The sequence below is a fragment of the Amycolatopsis sp. NPDC006131 genome (assembly GCF_040614175.1).
In the GTDB taxonomy this organism is placed as follows: domain Bacteria; phylum Actinomycetota; class Actinomycetes; order Mycobacteriales; family Pseudonocardiaceae; genus Amycolatopsis_E; species Amycolatopsis_E tucumanensis.
The window spans coordinates 253,945-275,853 of record NZ_JBEXTX010000001.1 but is presented as its reverse complement, the minus strand read 5'-3'; the positions used below and the strand labels follow the sequence as shown (position 1 = coordinate 275,853).

General features: G+C 73.0%; 1 protein-coding gene (only partly in view). It reads right to left on the bottom strand.

What is annotated here, in order from left to right; genetic code table 11:
* Window positions 1-15: 15 nt before the first annotated feature.
* Window positions 16-21,909, bottom strand: partial view of a hypothetical protein gene (locus ABZ215_RS01115; RefSeq protein WP_354946891.1) — the 3' end only. It continues 30,969 nt past the right edge of the window; 21,894 of the gene's 52,863 nt are visible here — the last part of the coding sequence; its start codon lies off the right edge, out of view — the gene reads right to left on this strand; it ends in the stop codon at window positions 16-18.

Here is a 21,909-nt window from a genome sequence, read left to right as displayed (position 1 = left end):
CACCGGCGTCGGGTCTCACGGTACCGCCGGCTTCGTCGTCGTGATGCTCAGGTCGAACTCCTTGCGAACGTACCCGGCGTAGATGTCGACCGGGCGGTCCGCGGCCGGCATGGCCCGAAGCTCGTCCTCGGTGTACTCGCTCAGGTCGGCCTTGGCCACCTCGGCATTGACGCGGAAGTAACGCAGCCGGCCGCTGTCGAGCTGGGCGCGCATCTCCCTGGCGACGCGGCCCTCGTAGCCGCCGCGCTTCTCCATCGCGTCAAGGATGTTGCGCACGTACTGCGGGTGTCCCTGCTCGTAGCCGCCGTTGACGTTCAGCCCGGCGCTCGGGCCCTTCGCCTCCACGATCACGTAGTCGCCGTTGCCGTCGCGGTAAACGGAGTCGAAGTGGTTGGCGCCCCGGTCCGGGACCTTGACCGGCCGCAGGTCGCCCCGGCCCGACTCCCGGTACTCCTTGCGCAGGTCGCGCACCGCGTGCTCGGCCGCGATGTCGCCGAGCTTGTTGTTCCAGTGGTTGCTCGACAGGTCGTTGAACCCGGCCTGGTCGAACTTGTCCAGCGGCGTGGTGAACCGGCTGTCCGGCCGGTGCGTGCCCTTGATCGCGTCGTTCGCCTCGGCCAGGTACTCCTGGAGGCCGGGCCGCCCGGCCGCGAGCAGGTCCGCATCCGCGCGCCGCGCGGGCGGCAACGTGTCGCGGCGGCCGACCTTGCGGCTGCCCTCGATGGTTTCCGACTTCACCGGCGGCGCCTCGGTGTCGTGCACGACGAACCGGCCGTCGGCGAGACGTCGCAGCACCGGGACCTCCACCCCGCGGTACTTGACGGAGGTGCTCAGGCGCGGGAAGACGCCGTCGGCACCCATCTGCCGCCAGTAGGTGCGGAGGAACTCCGCCGCCTTGTCGCGGTCCGTGCCGTTGACGATGCTCAGGATTTCCTGGTGGACCTGCGCCTTGCCCGGAGCGGGAACACCGGCGGAATCCGCCCCGCGCAGGTTTTCGTCGAAGCGGTTCCACACCGCCCAGTCCTCGCCGCGGCGGCGCGTGCGTGGCGCGACCGGGTTGATGCCCGGGTCGGCGTTGGCCGGCACCGGCGGAACGGACTGCGCCTCGCCCGGAACCGGCGGTGGCGCCTCCCCGGGCAGCGGCGGAACCCCGTGCACCAGCGGCGCGCCGAGCTCGAGCATCCGGGCGAATACTCCGATGGTGGGCCGGACGGTCAGGTCCGGGATGTCCAGCCGGATCTCGCCGTCTTCCCACACCGGCGTGGCCGCCACATACACCCCGTGCTTGACCTGCGGCATCGTCGCCATCAGCGGCATCCTGGCGTCGGCGAGCGCCGGGAGCAGGTTCTCCAGCGCGGCGACGGTGGCGCCGAGGGCGGGCAGGTGGGACTGGGTCACCTCCAGGCCCGACACGGCCCCAAGCACCCGCTGCACGTGGTCGGCGTTGCCGAAGCGCGGCGCGGCCATCAGACCCTGGTGGATGAGCGCGTTCTCCACGGCCAGCATCCACCGGGGAGCGGACGGCGACGGCGGGATCTGAAACTCGTTCGGCACGGCCAGCTCGCGCACTCCGTCGGGGAGGTGCAACCGGACGAGGTGATCACCGGTGCTGGGCATCTCCGTCACCAGGCGCTGCCGGATGATCTCCGGCCGCGCTCCGGCCAGTGCCCGCAGCACCTGGTAAGCCACACCGGTGCGGCTCCCCTCGGCCTCGAGCCGGCGTGGGTCGAGCGTCTCCATGAACGGCCGTTCGTCGCGACGCCACGGCCAGTGCGGCTGTTCCGCGCTCCGGATCATCGGCCGGTACACCAGCGGATACGGATTGGCCGGGTGGCGCGGGTCCTGACGCGAGAGAACGGAGTCGAGCAGCTCGCCGAACGCCCGGTGCACGAGCACCATGCCGCTCTTGTCCGGGGTGTAGTAGAACTCGTGGTCCGCCAGCAGCGCGAGGGCTTCGCCGTTGTCCTGGTTGGCCGCGGTGTAGCCGGCCCGGGCAGCGGCCTGGTCCTGAGCCAACCGCACGGCGGGGTCCGCGACGCTGCTCCGCTCGGCGGACGGAATCCGGCCCCGCGCAGCCGGCTGGTAGCGCCGCAGGTCGACCGCCTGGCCGACGGGCCGGCGCAGGTGATGTTTCCGGACGAGCTCGGCGAGCACGGGAGTCTGTTTCGCGAACGCCCGCACCGCGTCGTCCGGCAGCTCCAGCGGCGTCCCTTCGGCCCCGGCGGACAGATCACGCGGCGCGGCGTACCGCACGGCGCCGGGGGAGAGCTCGTCCGGGAGTAGCGCCCCCAGACCACGCTCCCACTCCGCCGCCAGCGCCTCCTCGACAGCCTGCTCCGCGGGAACGTCCGGGTTCGCGTCGACGGCGCGGGCGCGGAAGGTCTCCAGGCCGCGCCGCAGCAGGGCCTGATCGCCGCTGACCGCGTGGAACCAGGCGACCAGCTGACGCCGGGCCCGCGGATCGGTCAAGGTCCGGTGGACCTCGCCCAGCTCGCCCAGCTGCTCGGGCTGGACCTCGGACGTGGCCAGCCCGACGGCCCGGGTGACCCACTCCGCGAGCTCGTGGTCCTGCGCCGCGCGGACGTACTCGGCGGTCGGGGGGAGCTGGCTGATCGGGCTCCGCTGCGTGCCGCGCAGCGGCACCGGCTTGCCGTCGCCGTCGATCGCCAGCACGTCGGTTCCGTACTGCGTCGGATAGTCAGGGCGGCGTGTCATGCGCTCCTGGGGCAGCAGCTGCCTGGGCCGGATCCGCGGGCCGATCCCGTACTTCGCGTATATCTCAACGGTCGCCACGGCGGACTGTGCGGCGTTCGCGATGCGTGTGGCGCGTTCGCGGGTCCGGTCGGCGACCTCCCGGATCGTGGGCGGCCGCAGCGACACGCGCTTGCCGCTGATCACCTCGTCCGTCAGCCAGTACAGCGTGCCGTCGTGGTTGATCACGACGACCCCGGCGTGCGGCCCGTGCGGATCCTCGGTGAGCCGGTGCAGCATCACGGCGATCGCCCCGGGCTTGTCCCGGAGGGCGAACTCGATCGCGCTCGGCGCGTCGACGCCCGGATCCTGGCCGGGATAGGTGCGGAACCGCGCGCCGGTGACCTGTTCCACCCGGCCCGCGGCGCCCAGCTCGGAGCCGAACGGCTCGCCGTCGCGGATGCCCTGGAAGGCGACCATCGCGGGGAGCTTGGGGATGCCGAGGTGGTAGATCGACCGGGCGGCGAGGAACGCCTCGAACGCCGAAATCCCCGGCCGCCACAACAGGTGGGCCCACTTCTTCGGGTGCACCTTCTTCAGGAACGCGCCGGTCGCGTCGCTGATAGTGTCCGCAACCTTCTCGAGGGCGCGGGCGATCACCGGCCGCAGCCCGCCCGGCTCGTCGTAGGGTGCGTCGACCTCGGCGCTCGTGTCCGCGGCGCCGTGCGTGGAGTTCAGCAGGGCGAGCAGATCTGGCCGTACCTCGCCGAGGCGGAGCAGCTGGGCGGGGGTCAGCTTCTCGGCGTCGATCAGTTTCAGGACGTGATAGATCCACTCCTCGTCGGACATCTTGCTCGCCGGGTACCGGATCGGTGTCGCGGTTACCACGCCGGTGGGCAGGACCCCGAGCTCGCGTTCCCACATCCTGGTGAGCAGCTCGGCGACGGGGATTCCCTGCGACCGGGCGGTGTTCTGCAGGCTCCGCACCGCCATCGCGAACGCGGCCGGGTCGCCGGTCGTGTGCGCGAGGGCCCGCAGCTGCAGCCGGGCAGGCCGGTCGTCGACCAGCGAATTGTAGAGAGCGGCGACCTCGGGCGGGAACGACGTGGGGTGGGCCGCGACATCGTCGTTGATCATCTCGAGGACGTGGATCTGCTCGGCCAGGCTCTTCCAGGCGCCGCGATCGGCCTGGGGGATCGCCTCCAGGTAGCTCCGGGTGGGCGGACGGGAGCTGAGCTCGGACAGCTCCAGGCCGTTGATCGGCACGGCGGCGGCCATCGCCGCGGACCTGCTCGGTCCGCCGTGAACGATGACGTCGAGGGCGTACACGCCGTCCTCGTGCCGGTACAACGGTTCGGACGCGGACCTGCCGTGCGCGGGGTCGAGGAACACCGGTGATTGTCCGTCGCGGGCGGCGATGGCAGTGACGTGCGGTTCGGCGCCTGCCCGGTGCACCACGACGTAGGCGAACGCGTTGCCGCTGGTGCGCGCCAGGGCGTTCACGACTGTCTGGTAGGCGGCGTCGATCGCCTCGGCCCGCTGAGCCGGATCCAACCGACGCACGTCGACCAGGCGCTGGAACCGTCCACCACGGTCCTCGATGCGGCCGACCGGCTCGCTGCCCAGCGGCTTGCCGGGGTCGCCGTCGGCGAACCCGTCGAACGTCCGCCGCGCCGCGACGTCGATGTCGAGGCCGATCCAGTAGTCGTGGAGCACCATCGCGGCGTCGGCGTGCGCCAGCGGCCCGGCCGGATCGGCCGGCCACGGCGCGAGCAGCCGCACCGCACGTGCCAGGTCGTCCGCGGTGCGCTCGCCGTCCTCGCTCAGCACCGCCTGCGCCATCGCCAGCCGCGAGCCGGGCGAGGGCACCAGGCCACCGCGCTCACCGAGCACCCGCGACGCACGCGCCGGCGGGAACGGCGATTCGCGCGTGATTGCGCGGACCTCGCCGCGGACGACGTTGTGCGCCGCCCACTCCGGCTCCGGAAGGCTGCGCTGCTCCTCCGTCGTCAGCCGGCGCAGCTCCTCGCGGGTGGCGAGGTCGAGGAGGTCCTCCTGCTCGGCGAGCAGAGCGCGGGTCAGCGGCTGCAAGTGCGCCTGGGCGATGGCGTCGAAATCCCGGCCCTCGGGCAGCGCGATCACGATGTCCCCGGCCTGCTCGGCCAGATCGCCCCTCACTGCCCCGTCCCCGTGCTCGGCGACGGCCTCGGCCTGCTGGAGCGCGAGCACGTCCAGGGTGAGGAGCCGTCCGGCCAGCGGGGCGTCGACGGCCGTCGCCTCGTCCGGGCCGCGCAACCTGCCGCGACGCAGCCGCTCGAGCCGGGTCTCGTGGCGCAGTTCGTGCCGCGCCTCGCCGAGCGGGCCGGCGAGCTCCAGCATGGCCTGATCCCGCCTGGTGCCGGGGTCCAGCTCGAGCCGGATGGTGGCGGACGGCCCGGCGGGACTTCCGGCGAACGCCGGCATCAGACGTGGACCGCGCCGGGTCCTGGCGTCGCTGTAGTCCACCACGATCGGCACGCCCGACAGGTGGGCTTGCAGCTCCCCGTCCGTCCGGGACAGGTGCAACTCGGGCAGCAGCCGCGCGAGAGCGGTCAGTGCGAGGTGGAGCTGCTCGCGGTCGTGCCGGACTCGTTGCTCAACATCGTCCCCACGGCCGGCGCCGGTTCCCCCGTCCGTCGCAGCAGCACCGTCGTCCACCCGTTGCGGCGCGCCAGCGGTGTCGGGAACTCCACGGACAGAACCGTCCAGACGCGACCAGTCGCCGAGTCGGTCAGCGTCAGCCCCGGTTCGATCGGCTCCCCGTCCTCCGGCCCCAGTAGCCGGATCCCCGGGAACGCCGACAGATCGTCCACCTTGGTCACCTGCAGCGTCGTCATCGCCGTCTCCTTCCCCGTTCTGGTGCCCCTCCGCTGCCGATGACCCGGCCTCGCGCACGTGCCGGTCGAGGTCGGACCACCGCCAGCCCTCCTCCAGCTGCTCGGCGCTGACACCGTGCCGCGCGAACACCTCGGCCGCCGGCGTGCCGTCCTCGAGGACTTCGCGCAGCTGCGCCACCGTCTGCGGCTCGTGCCAGCCCGCCTCCTCGGCGAACTCCAGCAGGTCGAGCACCTGGCGCCGGCTGTACTCGGCCATCCGCTGCGCGAGGTAGTGCGCGAGCTGGTCGCGGTCCGCCGACATCACCACGCCGTCGTAGGCGTAGCCGCGGCGGAACAGGTCGAGTGCGATGAAATCCCCGCGCCCGAACCACTTGTTCACCAGCTGGTTCGCCCAGCTGGACAGGCCGCCCGCCAGCACGTGCAGGGCGAAGTTGCGCGGCCTCGGGTCCGGGCGCATCCCTTCGGTGGTGCCGCGGCTGATCGCGCTGCCGAGGTTGCCCGGTCCCAGCTCGTTGACCAGCAGCGCACGCCCGCTCGGCATGCCGAACGCGCCGCGGTGGAACACCTCGGTGATCCGGGAGATCAGGTCCAGCGCGGCGTCCACGTCCTCGCCGATGACGACGAAGCTCGAGTCGACGGAGTTGCGGATCACGCGCGTCGCGCCGCCGGGCTCGCCGGGCACGAACTGGAACAACAGGTGCTGCCGGTGCGCGCCGCGCAGCTTGGCGAACAGCTCCTTGGGGCCCGGCCGCGACAGCCGGTCGACCTTCAGGAGCAGCTGGTTGTCGCCCCGGTCCTCCGCGTCGGCCAGGTGCCGAACGCGGCGCGTCAGCTCACCGGTCTCGCGCATCCGGCGGATCTCTTCGAGCAACGTCCCGGGCGGGACCGGTTCGGGGCCGCGCCGGTCGAGGATCTCCCGCGCCTTCGCGCCCAGGACCGCGTCGTCGAGGTGGGCGGTGAGCAGTGCCCGGAGGCGGGTTTCCGCCGCCTGCGCCTCGGTGGCGGTCGCCCACGCCACGTCGTCCATCGCCCGCGGCGTGGCACCGGCGCCGGGCATTTCCTTGCGCACCTTGACCGCGAACCGCTCGACGGTGGCGCGGGTGGTCACGAACCTCATGGCGCCGTCCGCGGTCCGCTGGGCGGCCTCCGCGGCCGACTGCCCGGCGGCCGCGGTGTTGCCCTGTTCGAGGCTGACCGCGGCGTTCACCGCGCCACTGCCCGCGGCCTGCCCGAACGCGGCGGCGGCGAGCTGCCTGCTGCTCCTGCGATGCAGGTAGCGCTCGCGCATGAGGAGGTCGTCGATCTGCCGGTGGACCAACCGCGCCAGGTCGTCCGCGGGCAGGGTGCCCGCCCACTGCGCGGGCAGGTACGTGAGGAACTCCCGGACGTCGGTCGCGCCCCGCTTGTAGATGCCGGTGTGGCTCGTCATCGGCGCGGCCGTGGTGGGCAGCTCGTCGGAGACACCGATCGTGATCCGCAGCTCGCCCGGCAGCTTGGGAGTGTGCGGGCGCGGTTTGGCGGTGATGATCACCGTCAGCCCGTCGCCCTCGCGGATCGCCGCGGCGATCTCCTCCTCGGTGAACGCTTCGCCCGCGGCCTTCCGCTTCGCCTGTTCCGCCGCTGCCACCGCCGTCTCGCGGGCGACGCGCTCCGCCGCTGCCGCCTCCGCCCGGGCCGCGGCGAGCTCCGCCTCGCCGGCCTCCTCCGCGGCGGCGACCGCGTTCTTGGCCGCCTCGTGCGCGGCTGCCGCCTTTTCGGCCGCGATCTCCTCCGCGGTCAGGAACCGGACAGCCTTCACCCCGGGGTGGCTCGCGGCACGGAGGACCATCTCCCCGGCCGCCTGTGCGATCAGCGCGGCCGGCTCAGCGGGCGCCAGTGGCCGCGCGGCTTCCGTGGGCAGGTGCGCGTCGATCTCCGCGCGCACGCCCCGGACGATCCCGTGCGCAGCGTCCATCAACCGCAGCGCCGTGTCCGCCGCCTGGATCTTGGCGCCGACGCCGATGATCTCCTGGAACCCCTGCTGCGCCCGGACGCCGTCCTCCCACAGCTTGTACGCGAGCATCAGGTCCAGCCAGTTGCGGTGCCGTGCCTTCACCACGCCGCCGCGGGCTCCGCCGCTGCCCGCGACCAGCGGTGCGATCAGCTCCGGGCTGCCCGCGGCGAGGTTGAAGGCGGTGGTGATCGCGGCTTCCATCGGCAACGTCGCGAAGTGCTCCTTCGCCAGGGTCGCCAGGCTGGGCTGGATCCACATCTGCTCGCCCTTGACCACGACGTCGACCAACTGCTCGGACACGGCGGCCCGGATGGCGTCGGGCCCGGCGGAGTAGGTGTTGGGCGAGACGCCGATCCAGTAGCGCTGCTCCAGCGTGGGCACGTGCCCGCCCTTGAGGATCTGGTACGAGCGCTCGAGACCTCCCACCACCAGCGAGACCTTCAGCGTCTCGCCGCTCGGCAGTTCCAGCACGAGCGTGCCGGCGTCCCGGACGGACTGCTTGCCCGCGTCCCGCGCGGCGATCCGCTCGTCCTCCCAGCGCGCCGACCGCATCCGCTCGAACGTCCGCTGCAGATCGGTGCTGTACAGGTAGGTCCGCGGGAACTCGCCCACCGCCAGCTGCGCCGCGATCTCCGCGCCGGCGCGCCCGATCAGTTCCTGGAACTCGGCGAGTTCCGCGGTGGTCAGCCGGGCGGGCAGCTCGGCCGGGGGCACGTCCGGCATCCGGTTGCCGGTGAGTTCGGCCAGAGGCTGCAGCGCCGTGGCGGCTTCGCGTGCACCCTCGGCGATCGAAGTCGCGGTGGGGCCGATGCCGCCGCGCATGAGGGCCGCGTCCTGGAGCGCGAAGTCCATCAGCGCGTTGATCAGGTTGGCGTACGCGATGTAGTCCGCGACCGGGCCGAGGACGACGGACCAGCCGAGGTAGACCCCGCGACCGACGAGGAACACGGTGCTGAGCCCCTGGCCGGCCAGCAGGGACGCGAGCGTCCCGGCGGCCACACCCGCACCACCGCCGAGCTGCGCCATGAGCGCGGCGCGGATCTGCACCACGGCGTCGGGCAGCTCCGACCGGTAGGCGGAGACCTGTGCCTCCAGGATCCGGTCCCGGGCGTCGTCGGCTTCACCGCGGGTGGCGTCCGGCCGCACCGCGACGACCGACTGGGCCGCGTGGACCCACCGCACCGGCACCGCCGCCGGCATCGGCAGGTCCACACCCTCGGTGGGATCACCGTGCTCCCGGATGTACTCCTCGAGGTCCTCCGCGGTGGAGATGGTCACCCCGAACCGGTCCTCGATCCAGTCGGCCTTCCTGCGCAACCGGAACTCGGCGGCCAGCGGGTGCGTCCCCGCCTCGATCTCGGCGAGCGAGGGCCCCACGATGGACTGCAGGGTGAACCCGGCGCGGGGCAGCCGGCCGCCCCGCGAGTCTTCGGTGCCCGACCACCAGTCGACCTTGTCGACGTTGTGGTAGGACCGCTCGACGGCGGCGAGCCGGTCGGGCGGTTCCTGCTCGTGCACGGGGGTGTACAGCGACGTGACCGGGAACTGGTCGGTCTGCGTCACCGACACGTGGTAGATCCGGTCGTCCAGCACGCCCTTGGCGCCCGGGAACCCGAGGCCCTTCTCGCGCAGGCTGGACAGCCAGTGCGCGAACCCAGGCGCGGGGTGCTCCTCCGCGCTGCGCAACTGCGCGAGCAGTTTGAGCATCGCGAAGGCGTCGGTGCTCCGGCCGCGGAAGCGGGGGTGCGTCAGCAGGACGTCCTCGAGGAGGTTGAACCTCGCGTCGCTGCGGCTGATCGCCTTGTTCAGCCCGAGACCGTGGTCCTGGCCCGCCGCGTCACCGCTCACCAGGCGCTTGAGCTCGTCCTCCAGGGTTCGGAGCTCGGCCGCCGCCTGCCGCACCGCCGGGTCGGGGTTGTCCGCGAAGTCGCGAGCCCTCGCGCCGGACAGATCCTGCGCGGTCAGGGACCGCACGATCCGCTGGTGGTGCTCGGCGAGGTCGAACAATCGCTGGACGGCGGCGAGGTCGCGTTCGGACAGTCCCGCCACCGTCAGCTTGCCGCTGGTGCCGACAGGGTCGGGGCGCAGCGCCCGGGGCGCGTCCTGGTCCGGGTCGATGTCCTCGCCGTGCGCGACGAGACGCGGGTGTTCCGCGTACACCCGGTCGAGCGCCTGGTTTTCCCCGGCGAGTTCCGACAGGGCGGCGGCGAACGGGACGTGCAGCTCCTCGGCGCGCTGGAGCTCGCGTTCCAGGCGCGACCGCGCGGCTTCGGCGCGCTGCTCGGCAATGGTCGCCGAGGCGCCGTCCGGCTGCGGCCGGCCGCTCGCCCGCTCCTGCTCGACGACCTGGCTCCACAACGTGTGCTGCGCCAGCGCGACCGCGGCGCGTTCCAGTTGCGCCTGGTGGTCGTCCCGGGCGGTTCGGATCTGCTCCAGCAGGCCGGCGAGCCGCCGGTACCGCTCGGTGAGCGCGAGGTCGGCCTCGCTCGCACCGGTCTCGCGCCGCGCCACCAGCTCGGCGACCTCGCGCGACAACCGCTCGGCGCGCGCACCGATCGAGTCCAGCAGGCCGATCATCGGGGCCGCCAGTTCCTCGGCGCGCTGCATCGCCGCGATCGGGTCGTCCGCCCGTGCGGGAACCGCGGCCAGCGCTGCCCACCCGCGCTGGTGCGCCTCGGCGAGCGTGATCATCTCGTCGAGCTGCGCCCGCACCGACCGGTCGGCCGCGAAGTCCTCCGACGGCGCGGGACGCCCGCCGTGGAACAGGTACTTCACCGGCTCACCGTCGCCCGGATCGGGCAGCTGGTCCGGCTCGGCGACCGGCGGCCGCGAGGGGCGGCCGTGCAGGCGGTCCACGGCGGCATCCGCGTGCGCCTCGGCATTGCGCTCCAGCGCGTCGACCAGCGGCTTGGTGGGCACGACCCCCGCGCGCAGCTGCGCGGCGTGCGCCAGCTCGTGGGCCAGCACTCGGACCAGCGTCTCGACCGACTCGAACGCCTCCGGCATCAGCCAGATCGCCCTGCCGTTCAGGTGCGTCGGCGTGACACCCTTCTGGCCCTCCTCCCGCATCGTCCGGGCCAGCTCGGCGTCCTGCACCATCCCGATTTCGACACCGGTCGTGTCGAGACCCGCCCGCGCGGCGACCCAGCGAACCGTCTCCGGCGAGACCTCCAGCGGGCCGGACGGCAGCTCCGGCAGCTCGGTGACCGCGGTGGTGCCGCCGGTGTGCTCCTCGATGAGCGCACGCACCGCGGGTTCGCTGAACCGGCGACCGGTGCCCCACAGCTCGTGCGCCTTGTTCAGTTTCGCCGTGAGGTCGGCGACCAGCACGTCCTTGCGCGCGTCGGTGGTCGCCGTGTCGGCGAAGGCCTCCGCGACCCGCGCGGTGTCAACGAGGGCCGACTTGATCCAGGCGTGGTTCTGGTAGCGCGGCAGGTCCTCCTCCCACCCGGCGATGGCCTCGGCGGGCATCAACCGGGTCCAGCGCTCCATCAGCTTCGCGTGCTCGGCGTCGGAGTAGCCCATGTAGTAGAGGTGGTTCGCGAGGTCGGCGACCGGGTCGCCGTACAGCGCCAGTTCCCAGTCCAGCACGGCGATGTCGTTCTCGCGGACGAGGATGTTGCCCCGGTGCAGGTCCATGTGCACCAGGCCGAACCGGCGCCGGGTCAGCTCCTGCCAGCTGTCGCGCACCACCGCGAGCGGATCGTCCGGCACGCCGAACGCGTCCAGCAAGGCGCCGTGCTCGTCGGCAACCTGGTCGTGCACCGTCTCGGTCATGTCGGACAGCCGGCGCGCGAAGCCCGCCGTGTCCCCGCTGGCCGGCCAGCCGGCCGGAAGCATCGGCAGCTCGGCGGCCACGGCGTGGCTGGCCTCGGCGAGCAGCGCCGCGATGCCGTCGAGCAGGTGATCGGGTGCGGCCTCGTCCGTAGCGAGGAGCCGACCGTCTTCGAACGCGTGGACCTGACTGCCGCCGAGCGACTGCCACATGCGAGCGGCGTTCGACACGAACGCGTTCCGGGCGGCCGGGGCCATCGCCTGGTACAGGTCCGCCTCGTGCCAGATCCGGAGGTCCATGTAGGTCGCGTCGGCGGCCGGGACGCGGACGATAACCTTCCCGAACCCGGTCCGGACCATGACGTTGGTGTTGTAGTTCCCCGCGAGGCCGGCGCCGTCCTGGGCCTTGGCCATGGCCAGGGCGATGACCGTCTCGCCCCACTTCTCCCGCAACTCCCGGTGCTCGAGGTCGCGGTCGGCCGGGTGCACGCCCTGCTCCCGCATCTCGTCCTCGATCAGCGCCAGCAGCTCAGCAGCTTCGCGCTCGGCGAGCGTGGGCGGCTGGTTGTCGCGCACGTGCTGGTCGAGGTCCGCCCACGTCCAGCCGTCGGGCAGCTGGTCGGCCCGGACGCCGTGGTGCACGAACACCTCGGCGAGCGGGCGCGCGCCCTCGGCGAAGACATCGCGCATGATCTCGATCGTCTTCGGGCTGTAGAAGCCGGCCACCTCCGCGAACTCCAGGAAGTCGAGCTGGCGGCGGCGCAGGTGATCGGTGATCTGCCGGGTCGCGTAGTGAGCGAGCTGGTTGCGGTCCTCGCCCATCACGGCGCCGTCGTAGCCGTAGCGCAACCGGTTCTGCTCCAGCGTCAGGAACTCGCCTCGGCGGTTCCAGCCTGCCGACAGGACGTTGAACAGGACCGACACCTTCGCGGTCAGCACCTGCATGGCGGCGTGGAAGAGGTTCGTCGCCGGCCCGATCCACGCGGTGAGCAGCCGGGCGAGGAGGTTCGGGACGTTGCCGGTGGCCAGGTCGCCGTACATCAGGTCGAGCATCCCGGGCACACCCGTGTACCCCAGGTGCGCGGCCTTGACGAGGAGGGCCATCAGCTGGACCGCTGTCTCCGGGTCCTCGCCCTTGATCACGTAGGCGGAGTCGTAGCTGTTGACCACGAGGTGCGTGGGGGCGCCGGGCACGCCGGCCTGGAACCGGAAGATCAGTTGCTGGCGGTGCGCGCCCTGCGCCTTCGCGCCCAGCTCCCACGGCCCGGGATGGCGGACCTTGTCGATGTAGAGCACGAGTTCGCCGCGGCCCATCCGGCGCGCCATGGCCAGGTGCTCGATGCGGCGGGTGAGCTCGCCGCTCTCGATCATCTCGTCCAGCTTCGCGATCAGCGACTCGGGCTCCGCGAACTCGGCGTCCCGGCGCGCCAGGATCTCCCGTGCGTTGGCCCCGAACTCGGGGTGGTCGGCATAGGACGCCAGCACCTCCCGCAGGTTCTCCTCCTCCCGGCGGATTTCGCGGGCCGTCATCCAGGCGAGGTCGTCCATCGCCCGCGGGGTCGCGATGAGCGGGCTGACCTCCTTCTGCATCCGGATCGACAGGCGCTCGAACCCGCTGCGGCCGGTGACCATCCGCATGATCCCGTCGAGCGTTTTCTGGATGACGTCGGTGACGGTCTGGCCCGCGGCGGGGATGTTGTCCTGCTGCAGGCTCAGAGCGACGCTCATCCCGCCGCTGCCCGCCGCCTTGCCGCCGGCCGCGCTGCCCAGCTGTCCCATCGACCGCGGGTGCAGGAAGCGCTCCCGCTCGACGAGGTCGTCGGCCTCCCGGTGCATCCACTCCGTGAGCTCGGCGGCGGGCAGCCGGGTGTCGCCCGTCGTCCACTGAGCCGGGAGCAGCACGTTGAACTCGCGGACGTCGGTCCGCTCGCGCTTGTACACACCCGCCCGAGTGACCGCGGGCATGGTTGGCACGGGCAGTTCGGCGCTGACCCCGATCCGGAGCCGGATTTCCGCGGGGATCTTCGGGGTCCGCATCCGGCCCTTCGCCAGCGCGACGAGCGTGAACGACCCGCCACCGGCCTCCAGCGCCTCGGCCTGCTCGAACCTGATTTCCTCGGCCAGCTCCGCCGCGGCCCGCTCGTCCTCGGGCGTTCCGCGGCCGGCCGCGATCGTCTCGGCCAGCTCGATCAGCCGTCGCTCCCGCTCGACCGACACGCGCCTGGCCTCTTCCGCCACCCTGGCCGCCTCCTCGGACGCGGCCTTCGTGGTCTTGACTGCCTCTCCGGCGTCCCGCAGGGCGGCCCGGGCCCGCTCGGCCGCCGCGGCCTTCTCCGCGAGCTCGTCCGCGGCGGCCCCCTTCATGGCCTTGGCGGCCTTCTCCGCGGCGGTCTTGGCCTTGGCGGCGGCCTCGACGGCGCTCTTGTGCGCGGCGACGGCCTGTTCCGCGCGGACTTCGTCGGCGGTGAGCAGCCGGGCGTCCTCGATTCCCGGCCGGGTGCGGATGCGGTCCCGCATCTGGATGGCGCCCTCGTGGAGCATCCGCCCCGGATCGTCGGGCACGTACTCGGGATCCGCCTGACTGGCGGGCAGGAAGCGGCGGATCTCCGCGCCGAGCTTCCGGTTCAGCTCGGCCGCGGAACCCATGAGCCGCAGGGAATCCTCGGCCATCGCCGTCCGCGCGCCCGTGCCGACCAGCGCCTTGAAGCCCTGGCGTTCCCGTACCGCGTCCTCCCACAGCTTCCGGGCCAGCGCCAGGTACTTGAAGTTCAGGTAGCGCGAGCTCACCATGCCGCCGCGGCCACCGGCGCTGGAGCCGATCGAGGACCCGAGCATGTTCCAGCCGCCCGTCGCGGCGGCGAACCCGGCGGTGATCAGGACTTCCAGGGGGTAGGTCCCGTACAGCTCAGTGATCAGGGACCGCAGCGGCGGCTGGAGCCACAGCTGTCCCGCCTTGATGACCACATCGACCAGCTGCTCGGAGACCGCCGCGCGGATCGCGGCGTCGCCGGCGCGGTAGACGTCCGGCGAGATGCCGATCCAGTACCGCAGCTCGGTGGAGGGCACGTCGCCGCCCTTGAGCAGCTGGTACGACCGGTCGAACCGGCCGACCTCCAGCGAGACCTTGACGTGCTCGCCGGTCGGCATCGTGAACATCAGCGTGCCGGCGTCCTGCACGGCCACGGTGCCGGCGTCGCGGTGGGCGATGCGCTCGTCGGACCACCGCACGTCGGTCAGCTTCGCGAACGTCTCGATCAGATCTTCCCGGCCGCGCAGGTGAGTCCGCGGGAAGTCGTCGTCCACGAGCTGCTGGGCGACCTCGCCACCGACGGCGCTGAGCTTGTTCTGGAAGTCGGCCGGCTCGTTCCCGGTGAGCGGCTCCGGCTTGCTCGGCGGGACGGTCTCCGGGACGCTGCGGACGGCGGCCAGGTCGGCCATCGGGCGCAGCTCCTCAGCGGCCTGGTGTTTGCCCTCCTCGAGCGAGTCGGCGGTCGGGCCGATGCCACCGCGCATCATGAACGCGCGCTGCCGCCGCATCTCGTTGGCGGCCTCGGTCTGCTTGCCCGTGGCCGTGACGTAGGACCACGGGGCGAACAACCCGGCCCACGCGAAGTAGAACAACCGGCCCAGCAGGTACAGCGCGCTCACGCCCAGACCGGAGAGCAGCCCCGCGGCGGTGCCGACCACGATGCCGATGAGGTTGCCGCCCTGCGCCAGCATCGTGGTCCGCGCCTCGATGCCCGCCGACGGGTTCTGCGACCGGAAGGCGGCGACCTCCCGCAACACCAGCCGGTGCAGGGCCTTCTTGGCCGCCTCCGGGTCGGCGTCCGGCCGGACGGCGACGACCAGCTGCCCGCCCTCGACCCAGTAGACCGGGATCAGCGCTGGCAACGGTAGGTCGAGGCCCGCCGTCGGGTCGTGCCCGAGCCGGCTGATGAACTTCGCGAGGTCGGCTTCGCTCTCGATGCGTTCACCGGGGTGGTTCTGCTCGATCCAGGCCGCCTTGCCGTGGAAGCGGAACTGCTCCGCCAGTGGGTGGTCGCCGGCCCGGATCTGCTCGGCGGTCGGGCCGACGTTGATCTGCATGGTGAAGCCGGACCGGAAGACGCGCCCGCCGCGGGTCTTGTCCGTGCCCGAGTACCACACGACCTTGACGATGTTGTGGAACGACGGCTCGCCGACGGACACCATGTCCGGCGGCGCCTGCTCCTCGACCGGCACGTACAGGCCCTTGATCGGGAACTCGTTGACCTGCGTCAGCTTGATGTTGTAGAGCCGATCGCCGAAGACGCCCTTGACCTCGGAGTTGCCGAAGGTGCCCTGCAGGACCTCCTTCATGACGGCGGCCCAGGCGCCCGCGGGGTGCTCGTCCGCCTGGGCGAGCTGCGCGAGCAACCGCACCCCGGCGGGACGCACGCGGCCACGGAACCGGCGGTGGCTGATCATGACCTCTTCGATCAGCTTGAACCGGTGGTCGCTGCGGGCGAGCGCGACGCTGAGGCCCAGCCCGTGGTCGGTGGCGGCGGCGTCGCCGCTGACGAGGCGCCGAAGCTCCTCCTCGACCGCCGCCAGCTCCGCCCCCAGCTGGCGGAGCGCCGGGTCGGCGTGCTGGGCCAGCGCGGCGAAGTCCGCCGCGCGACGGCCCTCGTGACCCTGCTCGCGCAGGGCCCGCACGATCGCGTCGTGCTGGCCGAGCAGTTCGACCAGGTGCTCGATGGCCGCCAGATCCCGCTCGGCCACGGTCGATGCCGTCTGCCGCCCGAGTCCTTCGACGTCCGCGCGGAAGACCCTGGACCGGTCCTCGGCCGGGTCGATGTCCTCGCCGTGCGCGGCGAGGCGGGGGTGCTCCTCGTGGATCTGCTCCAGGGACTCGGTTTCCCGGACCAGTTCGCCGAGTGCGACCTCGAACGGCCTGCGCAGCTCGTCGACGCGCCGGAGCTCGGTCTCCAGCTCGCGTGCGGCCTCGCGCGCGTACAGGTCCGCGAGAGCCGGCGTCACCGTTTCGCCGCCCAGCACCGGCAGCGGCCCGTTCGCGGCTTCCGCGGCCCGCGCCTCTTCGGCGAGTTCGGTCCACGCCGTGAGCCCGTCGAGCGCAGTGTGCGCGAAGGTCAGCTGCTCCTGCTGGTCCTCCCAGCGCGTCCGCACCAGGTCGAGGGCCCCGGTCAGGCGCTGGTACCGGCGGGTGAGGGCGACTTCGGCGCGGCTCTCTCCCGGTTCGTGCCGCCGGGCCAGCTCGGCCACCTGGCCCCGCAGCTCGTTGACGCGCTCCCCGATGGCTTCCAGCAGCTTCGTCATCGGTTCCGCGAGTTCGTCGGCGAGCGCGATCGCGGCGGCCGGCCCTTCCTCGGCGGCCTCCCGGAGCCGCTGTTCCGCCTGCACCAGCCCGCCGGATCCGCGCTGGTGGGCGTCGACGAGCGTGAGCAGGTCCTGCAGCCGGGCCCGCACCTGGCGGTCGTCGCGGAAGTCCGGCTCGGTCACCGGCGCCGCGGGGGTGGCGGGCACGAGCGCGGTCAGCTCGGCGGCCACGTCCATTTGCGCGTACCCGTGGGTGACGGCGGCGCCCGGGATCTGCCCGGTGAGCCAGGCGGCGAAGGTCGCGCCGTGGGCGTGCAGCGCCGCCCGGATGCGGTCGCGCACCGCTGGGGACACCTCGGCGCCGCCGCTTCCGCCGGAGAAGAAGCGGTGCAGCATGGCGTCCGCGTCGCGGCTGAGTTCCGCCTGGCGAGCGCGCGGGAGGCGCTCGATCTCGGCGAGCGCGGCCGGCACGAAGTCGGCGTCCGAGCCGGGGAGCAGCGCGTGCGCGGTCAGCCCGTCGGGCAGGCTGTGGAACGCGTCGCCGAGGGCCGTCGGCTCCGCTTCGGCGAACTGGCGCCGCTGCGCGGCGGTGACGAAGTGGTCGCCCAGCACCATCAGCGCGGCCACCTCCCGCAGCCGCAGTAGGTCCGCCTGCGTCAGGTCGGCGGGGATGCCGGCCCGCTCCAGCCAGGCTGTGAAGGCGGGGAGAGCGTCGGCGCGGAAGCCGAACCAGGGCGCGGCGTCGGAGAGGGTCCGCGGGGTCGTGCGCGGCGCGGTGCCGCTCAGCGCGGCGTTCAACCCGGTGCGCAGATCGCCCTGCCAGCGCTCCGCCAGCTGGGTCAGGTAGCCGGTGCCGTGGATGTGCGCGACCCGCACGGCCTGCGGCAGGAGGTCACCGAAGGTCCGGTGCAGCGCGGGGAGGTCGAGGGTCTGGGTCAGCAGCGCGTAGGCGTTGTCCGCGTGCTCGACGGTCTCCCGCAGGACGTCGAACGGCACCGACGGCGTCGGGCGGGCCGGCACGGCGGGGATTTCGGCGCCCTGCCACGCCGGATCGAACCGGTTGAAGGTGAACCCGCGCTCGACGCGCCGCACGTTCCACGGGGCCACCTCGGTCGGCGCGGGTGGCCGCGGCACGGGCCGCTCGGCCAGCATCTCGCGGGTCCGCGTGCTCAGCCGCTCCAGCTTGACCTGCTCGAAGTCGAGTCCCGCCGGCAACGCCCGCCGGATCTCGTCCTCGAGCGCGAGCATGTCGGCCAGCGTGGTGAGCTGACGGCCGGCACGCTGCTGGGCCATGACCTCGAGCACGGCCAGCCGGCCGACCACCTCAGCCGACGGAACCGGGAGCTTGCGCCGCCGCAATCCGCGGAACAGCCGCTCCGCGGGCAGTTCCTCCAGTTCGTGACGGGACTTGCCGATCTGGAAGGCGATCTCCCGCGCGGTCACTTCCGGAGTCAGTCCCGCCGCGACCGCGATCCGGATCGCGGGGCCACCCCGGCCGCCTGGTTCCAGTCTCGACGCGGACCTGGCGCCGCCGAGTTCGCCGTCGTCCCCGATGACCACCTCGGCCGGAACGCTGCCGACGTGGAACCGGACGCGGCCGCTGCCCTCCTCGTCGATCCTGACGCGCGGCAGGCCGGCACGCACGGACTGCATCGCGGGGGCCAGCACTTCACCGGCGCTCGTGTCCACGACGCGAGCGGAGATCACGACCCGGCCGTCCTCACGTGACGTGGTGATCTCCAGCCGCCCTCGCCGCGCGGGCGGTGCCGGGTCCAGGTCGCGCGTGCCGGTGGTGATCCGCACCTCCGATCCCGGAGGCAGCGTGGCGCCGAGCTTCTCCAGCTGGTACCAGCTGAGCTGCCGGGTCGGCCAGTGTTCCATGTGGACGGTCACCGGGTCACGGGTGGCGGCCGGGGCGCCGGCGGCCTCGGCCCGGTGGACCGCGAGCCGCTCCTGAGCGTGCTGCAGCTCGTAGGTGTGGTCGTTCGGCCGGGCGGAGAGACGCTTGACCGCCTCGGTGTAGGCCGCCACGTAAGCCGCCGCGTCGGTGGCGCCCTTGCGCGCGGTCACCGTCACCCCCGGCTCGCCGGTCAGCACGATCTCGGTGGCGCCGAGGGTGACGAGGAGGTCGACGAGATCGCCTGCCTCGTTGCGCACCTTGCTCGCCGGGAAGGTCACGGCGCTCTGCTCGGCGGCCCGTGCCCGGAACAGGCCGCCGTCGCGGAGGGCTTCGAACGCGGCCACGATCTCGCCCGTGGACGGTGGGTGCGAGATCGCCTGCAGGCCGTCGATCGTGACTTCGGCGAAGGAGCCGCGTGCCGGGGCCGCGGGGGCGATGTCCCGTCGCGACTCGGGCCAGGTCAGATGCCGGGCGGACAGGACGACATCGGCGGGGCCGGGGGCCGGCAACGCGGACGCCTCGCCGACCAGCAGGCGCGGGCCCTCGGCTCGCGGCACGGCGGGGAACTCGCGCGGCAGCGCGGCGACGAGCCGGCGTTCGCCGGAATCCGACGTCTCCTCGTGCACGCGCAAGAACCATTCGCCGAACGCCGCACGCGCCTCCGCGATGAGGTCCGCGTCGGTGTCCGGGCCGAAGGCGAGCACGACGCGGCCGTCGCTGTACAGCAGACGTGCCACGCGGGCCGCGGCCGCGCCCATGCCGCCGGTGACCGGATCGCGGGCGAGCCGGTCCAGGACGATCTCGTCGTACTGCGCCGAGTCCGCCACCTCGTCCAAGCGCCGTGCGTCGAGCGTCCCTGTCCACGGGGTCTCGGCGTGCCACGGCAGCCCGGGTTCGTCCATCTGCGCCCGCGGTTGCTCGTACCGCCCGTCCGCGGCGAACTCCAGCGCGAGCAGCCCGGTGGCGCCCACCGCCGCGACATCTGCGGGCGACGGGAAGCGCTCCGTGCCGAACGGGTGCTCGGCGGCGCGGCGGAGGACCTCGTCCGCCCGCGCGACCTCACCACGCAGGACCTCGGCCAGGTGGGCGCGTACGGCGTCCTGGTCTCCCCGCAGCTCGGAAGGGGTCAGCCGGTGGCCCCGCACGCGACGCTCGACGTCCTTGACCGTCTCGGTGTCCCAGCGCTTGGCGCCCTCGACGCGGGCGAGCAGGTCTGTCACGACGGCGCGCCGTTCCCGCAACAGCTCCACGACCTCCGCGGCGTCCCGGCGGCCCTGGTCGTCGGCGGCCCAGCCATGGGCGCCCGGCTCGAACCGCTTGACGCCGGTGATGGCACGCGAGGGCAGGTGATCGAGGTCGAAGCCGGCGCCGCGCAGGGCGTTCTCGATGACGGCGCGGTCGGCGTTCCGGCCGGTGGTGATCGACACGGTCGATCCGACCGGCAGCGCCGCACCTGCCGCGCGGAGGACCTCACCGGTCAGGTCCGCGTGGTCCCACCGTTCGATCCGCAGCCGCACCGGCGGCCGCGGCTCCACGGTCTGCGCGGCGGCCGCCGCCTGGTGCCGGGCGTGCTCCGCGTGGGCGTGCTCGAGCATCGCCCGCAGCCGCGCGTCGTCGCTCCGCGAAAGCTCCGCTTCGATCCGGTCGATCGCCGTGGCGTAGACCTGGGCGTAGCCGGACGCGTCGGAGGGACCCTTGACCATGTGCACCGCGACGGTGTCGGTCCAGAGGCCGGTGAACGTCAGGTCGGTCGCGCCGAGCGAGACCGCGGCGGCGACCAGGTCGCCGGCGTGCGGCGCGAGGTCCGCACTCGTGACCATCGACACCCGGCCGCCCTCCGGCACGGCCTCGAAGGCGTTGGGCAGCGCCCCGATCGCCGGGCCGGTGAAGGCGTCGATCTGCACACCCTCGAAGTGGACGGCGTCGAACTCGCCCACGGGCAGCGGGTTCGCCGCGGCATCAGGCTGGGTCACGGCGTCGGTGTTCACCGCGAGGTCGCCGGGGCCCGGGGGCGGCGTGCCGGGCGCGCGATCGCCCCCGATCACAAGCCGGTTTCCGGCCGGGATGTCCGGGTCCACCGGCCGTGCGCGCTTCGCCCAGCCGACGAGACGTCCGTCGCCCCAGTCGTCGATCTCGGCGCCGGTCTCACCGAAGTACCACTCCAGGGCGGCGCGGATCTCCGCCACGGGAGCGCCGCGTTCGACCTCGACCACGAGACGTCCGTCGTGGCGCAGCGAGCGCCAGGCCGCGCCGACGACCTCGGCGACGCCACCGGTCGCCGGCTCCGGCCGGACGCCGCGCAGCACGATCTCCGGGGCGGGCTCCCCGCGTGCCGATCGCACGGCGTCGGCGGTGGCGTCGTCGACCACCAGCTGTCCGGACGGCGCCGGCCGCGGACCCGGCGCGGTGCCCGGATCGTCACCACCGTCGTCCCGGGACAGGTCCTGGAACGCGGCCCACGTGCCTGCGGCGCGCAGGACGTCCTCGCCCGGCCAGGGATCGGTGTAGCCGTGCAGCAGGACCGGTGCACCCACCTCGACGACGTCGTTCGGAGACGGGAATCCGGTGGTGCCGAACTCGTGCTCTGCTGCCCGGAGCAGCACGGTGTCGGCATCCCGTACCGCGAGCCGCAGCCGGTCGGCGTGCAGCGGGCCGTGCTCGGTCTGGAACGGGCTGCCCTGCCCGAGCGCTCGGGCCATCGCGTCGCGCTGCTCGCGCAGGTGTGCCAGTGCCCGCGCGGCGTCCTGCCTGCCGCGCTCCCCCGGGTGCCAGCCGTACCCGGCCTTGGCGAGGTCGACGCCACGGTGCCCGCTCACCTCGTGCAGGAGATGGGTGAGACCGGCCTCGCGGTAGTTCGCCACCAGAATCTGGTTCACCTGCGAGGTTCGCTCCGAGTACCGGCGAGCATCAGGAGAGTCCGGGTTGCGGTGCTCGGCCCACATCCGGCCGTCCGGCTCGCGGTGCAGGCGCACCTGCAACGTCGCGTCGTCCGCGTTGCCGCGGCCGATCGCGAAGGTCAGCGTGACGGTGTCCCGGCCGGCGGCGCTGACGGTGGCCAAGTCGGCGAGCCGGACCTCCCGGCTGGTCAGGTCGATGTAGGGGAACCAGCCGCGCACCGTCTGCTCGATGTCCGGCGCCCATTGTCCGCGGTGCGGGAAGAACCCGGCGATGCCGTCCGGCCGCTCACCCGGCTCCGGCGCGGGGGCGCCCTGGAGCGGCACGTCCATCGGCGACCGGGTGTATCCGCGGAGGACGGCCTTGTCGGTGCTCGTCTCCAGGGTGACCTGGACACCCGCGGTGTCCAGGATCGTCCGGATCACGGCCACCGGAGCGGCGGCGGACGTGCTGATGTGGACGGTCGACCCCGCAGGCAGTGCCTC